The sequence below is a fragment of the Sphingobium quisquiliarum P25 genome (genome assembly GCF_000445065.1).
Classification (GTDB): Bacteria; Pseudomonadota; Alphaproteobacteria; order Sphingomonadales; family Sphingomonadaceae; genus Sphingobium; species Sphingobium quisquiliarum.
In genome coordinates this window covers 1-4,264 of sequence record NZ_ATHO01000029.1, presented here as the reverse complement: position 1 = coordinate 4,264, position 4,264 = coordinate 1, and the positions used below count along the sequence as shown (strand labels likewise).

The following is a 4,264-nucleotide window of genomic DNA, read 5'->3' as shown; positions in this document are numbered from 1 at the left end:
CTCCGGCGGCCGGAGGCGGGCTGGCGGCGGCGATGGGGGGGGCAACGTCCGTCGATGGTTCCGGGTCGGCAGCGGCTGGCGCGATGGCGGGTTCAGCGATGATCGCGGCTGCGCTCAAGGGCTGCGGTGCTGGCGCGGCCGTGTCGATATCGTGCTGGGGCCGCTCCGCTTTCGCCTTTTCCTTGCGCGCGGGCTTGGCTTCCGGTGCCGGAGTGCCTTCCGTGGCGGGCGCTTCGGCGGTTTCGAGCTTCGGTTCCGCCTTGGCCAGGAGGGGTTTGGCGGCAGCCACGGCCTGCTCCACATCAGCGGCCGGATCGGAGGAAGGTTGCGGCACCTGCGCAGCGGGCAATGCCGCCGGTTCCGCCTCTGCCTCTCCTTCGGCGGGTTGCGCGGGGACAGGCTCCGGCGCGTGCTTGATGAGACCCAGCGCAAGGCCGGGCGGCACATGATCGTCCGGCCGGGGCGCGGGACGCTGATCGTCCGCAGGGGCGGCATCGACCGTCAAGTCCGGCGCTTCCTCGCCCGTGGGCAGGGCGGCCGGGGGCGCGGAGCTCACCTCTTCCATCGATCCGTCGAGCAGCGCGGCGAAATCGGAGGTCTCCCCCGGCGTGGCGGGCTGCGCCGCCGCCGTGCCAAGCGGGGCCGAGGAAAAGAGCAGTGCCTTGAGGCTGGGAAGCATGGTCATGTCACACATCTCCTGTCCGCTGCATCCGGCGGTAGCGGGGCAAGGCCGCCAGCTTGTTCTCCCGCCATTGCTCCAGATCCGCGCGGGCGCGATCCTTGAGCTTTTCGGCGATTTCGCGATCCCGATTGGCCGCGAGGGTGAGGCCTTCCTTGACCTCCACCTTGCGGCGCGCATCGTAGAGCGCGCCATCCAGCTGACGGCCAGCCTGCTCCAGCCGGCCAGCAAGTTCCTGCATGGATGCAAAAGTCGCGCCAGTTGCAGCGCCATTGCCGGAAAAAAGATCACCGCGCACTTTCCGCAGGCGTTCGGCATTGCGGGCAATGCTTTCCGCCTCGTCGCGGGCGCGGGCGGTTTCGGCGACGGCCATGGCGTGCTGCACATGGCGGACGCGCAGCACGCGCTGGCGGCGCGCGACCTCTCCCTTCACGCGCCGAACTCGGCGATCAGCGCATCAGCGCTGGTGGCAAGGTCGATGCGGCTTTTCTGATCCTGACGGATGAAGTCGAGTATCTCCTGCCGGCGCTGCACGGCTTCGTCGATCACCGGGTCGTTGCCGGGGCGGTATGCGCCCATCAGAATGAGATCGCGATTTTCCTCGTAGGCGGCCCAGAGGCGGCGATAGGCGGCGGCGGCCATGCGATGATCGTCAGGCGCCACATCGGCCATGACGCGCGAGAGGGACTTGCCGATGTCGATCGCCGGGAAGATCGCCTGCTCCGACAAATGGCGCGACAGGACGAAATGGCCGTCCACGATCGCGCGGGCGGCGTCCACGATCGGATCGTCCGTGTCGTCGCCGTCCGCCAAGACGGTATAGAGGGCGGTGATCGATCCGCCGGTGCGCGCGTCGACGCCAGCGCGCTCGACCAGCCGGGGGATCAGCGCGAGGGCGGAGGGCGGATAGCCCTTCATCGCGGGCGGCTCGCCAAGGGCAAGGCCGATTTCACGCTGGGCATGGGCGCAGCGGGTGAGGCTGTCGATCAGCAGCAGGACCTTCTTGCCGCGCGCGCGGAAATATTCGGCGATGGCGGTGGCGCGGGCGGCGGCGCGCAGGCGCAGCACCGGGGGATGATCGGCAGGCACGGCGACGACGATCGATTTGTGCATCGCGCCCTTGAGCTTGGTTTCGAGGAAGTCGCTGACCTCGCGGCCGCGTTCGCCGATCAGGCCAGCGACGACGATGTCGGCTTCGGCCCCGGCGATCATCTGGCCCATGAGGACCGACTTGCCGACGCCCGAACCGGCGATGATGGCGATGCGCTGGCCCCGCCCGGCGGTGAGCAGCGCGTTGACGGCGCGGACGCCAAGGTCGAACGGTTCGGTGACGCGGCCCCGGTCGAGCACATTGCCCTTGACGCCGTTCAGCGGCCACGATCCGCCAGCGATGATCGGCCCCTTGCGGTCGAGCGGCTGGCCCATGGCGTCGATGACGCGGCCGATCAGCCCTTCGCCGACCTGCACCATATTGGCCTGGCTGTCCGGTTCGACCCGCGCGCCATTTTCCAGCGGGGCGTCGGCGTCGAGCGGGACCAGCAGCGTCCTGTCGCCGCGAAAGCCGACGACCTCGGCGCGGCAGACGGTGCCGTCCGAAGCGATCACCCGCGCGCCCGCGCCGATCGGCTTGCGGAAGCCCGTGACCTCCAGCATGCCCGCATCATGGCTGACCAGCCGTCCCACATGGCGCGGCTGCCGGTTCTGGACCTGAAGATGGCCGAACAGGCTTTCGGCCTGGGCGAGCGCGGCCTTGATCACGCCTTGCCCTCCATATCGTCGAGCAGCGCGCGCAGGCGGGACAGGCGGACGTCCGGCCCGTCCTCGACCCAGCCGTCCGTGGTTTCCAGCCGCACCGAGCCGCGCGGCATGGCGGGGTCGCCCACCAGCCGCAGGCCGATCGCCTCCCCTTCCAGCATCGCCATGTCGTCGGGGTGGAGGTGCAGCGCGCCCTTGCCATCATTATCCTCGATAAAGGCGGCGACGGTGTCGCAGCGCTGGACGAGGCGTTCCAGGTCGATCTCCACCTCGCCGACAATCTGTTCGACCAGGCGGACGACCGTCGCCGACAACATGGTCGACAGCATGCCGCTGGGCGCGGGGGTCAGCAGTTCGAGCGCTTCGGCGAGGCGCGCCCGCGCCTCGGCATCGGCGGCGGCGGCATCGCCGACCACCCGGCATCCTTCGTCAAAACCCTGCGCGAAGGCTTCCATCCGCGCCTGCTCGATCAGATCCTCGTCCGTCATGGCGGGCATGGCGTCGTGCATCGCCGCACCGCTGGCGCCGGGCGTATCGGCATAGAGGCTGCGAAAGCCGCCGCTGCGGACCTGCGCCATGCCGGTCAGCGGAATGCTGGCGGCGTCGCGGATGCTGCCCGCGTCCAGAACCTTAAACAAAATCGTTCCCCTTGCCGCCCAGCATGATGGTGCCAGCGTCGGCCATGCGGCGCGCGGTGGCGATGATCAGCTTCTGCGCCTCGATCACTTCGGCAAGGCGGATGGGGCCGCGCTCCTCGATCTCGTCGGCGATGGCCTGCGCCGCGCGGGCGGACATGGAGCCGAAGATCTTGCCCTTGAGCATCTCGTTCGCGCCCTTGAGCGCCACGACCAGCACGCTGCTGTCGATGGTGCGCATCAGCGTGCCCATATTCTTGTCATCCATGTCGATCAGGTTATCGAACACGAACATCTCTTCCTCGATGGTCTGGGCGATCATCTTGTCGCGCTTGGCCACCGCCTTCATGATGCGCTGTTCATTTTCCTTGCGGACATTGTTCATGATCGCGGCCGCTTCGACCGTGCCGCCGCGCTGCGACGCCGCGCCCTGCTTCTTGGAGGTCGATCCGCGCAGCAGCAGCTGTTCGAGGTCGTCCAGAGCTTCGTTCGACACGGGACCGAGGGTCGCGATGCGGTAGACGATCTCTTCCTGATATTCGGCCGGAAGCAGTTGCAGGACATCGGCGGCGATCGGCGCTTCCAGATGGGCGAGCACGATCGCCATGATCTGCGGATGCTCCGCCTCGATCAGCGACGCGACTTCCTTGGCATCCATCCATTTGAGCATTTCAAGCTGGGTGGAGCGGGTCGGCGGCGTGATGCGCGCGAGGATGGTTTCGGCGCGCTCCTCGCCCAGCGCCTTGGTCATCGCACCGCGGATATGGCGGCTCGCACCATAGCCGATGGTGGTGCGCTTCTTCGCCTTGGTGACGAAATGGTCGAGCGCTTCATTCACTTCCTCGACCTGCACGTCGGCGACATCGTACATCGCATAGCCAAGCTGGCGCACTTCGTCGGGTTCGAGACGCGAGAGGATCTGCGCGGCCTCATCCTCGTCGAACAGCATCAGCAGGACGGCGGCGGCGGCGCTGCCCTTGATCGCGGGGGCGGTATCGGCCTCAGCCATTGTCCTTCTTCCCTTCCTTCAGAAGGTCGCGGACGACGAGGGCGGCGCGATCGGGGTCCTGCTTCACGAAGTTGCGGATGAGGTCGGCGCGCTGCGCATAATCATAGGTGGAGGAGATCATGTCGAGCGTGACAGTCCCGCCCGCATCGGGCGTCGCGCCCGCCTGACGGCCGATTTCGGTCGAGA

General features: G+C 67.9%; 4 protein-coding genes and 2 pseudogenes. All 6 read right to left on the bottom strand.

The window, feature by feature from the left end; translation table 11 throughout:
- Positions 1-685: pseudogene (locus L288_RS43415) on the bottom strand (hypothetical protein); the annotation flags it as partial.
- A 1-nt stretch (position 686) separates the two neighbouring features.
- A complete protein-coding gene (locus L288_RS26025) occupies positions 687-1,112 on the bottom strand; it encodes a hypothetical protein (protein ID WP_021237073.1) in 426 nt (141 codons plus the stop codon).
- Entirely contained in the window at positions 1,109-2,437 is a 1,329-nt protein-coding gene (locus L288_RS26020; protein WP_021237072.1) for a FliI/YscN family ATPase, read from the bottom strand. The genes L288_RS26025 and L288_RS26020 overlap by 4 nt, the downstream gene beginning before the upstream one ends.
- Positions 2,434-3,012, bottom strand: a complete 579-nt coding sequence (locus tag L288_RS26015; protein WP_152522037.1) for a FliH/SctL family protein — start codon at positions 3,010-3,012, stop codon at positions 2,434-2,436. Before L288_RS26015 ends, L288_RS26020 begins: the two co-directional genes overlap by 4 nt.
- Positions 3,013-3,064: 52 nt before the next feature.
- Positions 3,065-4,078 carry a flagellar motor switch protein FliG gene (gene fliG / locus L288_RS26010; RefSeq protein WP_021237070.1) on the bottom strand — a complete coding sequence of 338 codons (1,014 nt, stop codon included), beginning with the start codon at positions 4,076-4,078 and terminating at the stop codon, positions 3,065-3,067.
- Positions 4,071-4,264: pseudogene (locus tag L288_RS26005) on the bottom strand (flagellar basal-body MS-ring/collar protein FliF); the annotation flags it as partial. The gene fliG and the pseudogene L288_RS26005, both read right to left, overlap by 8 nt.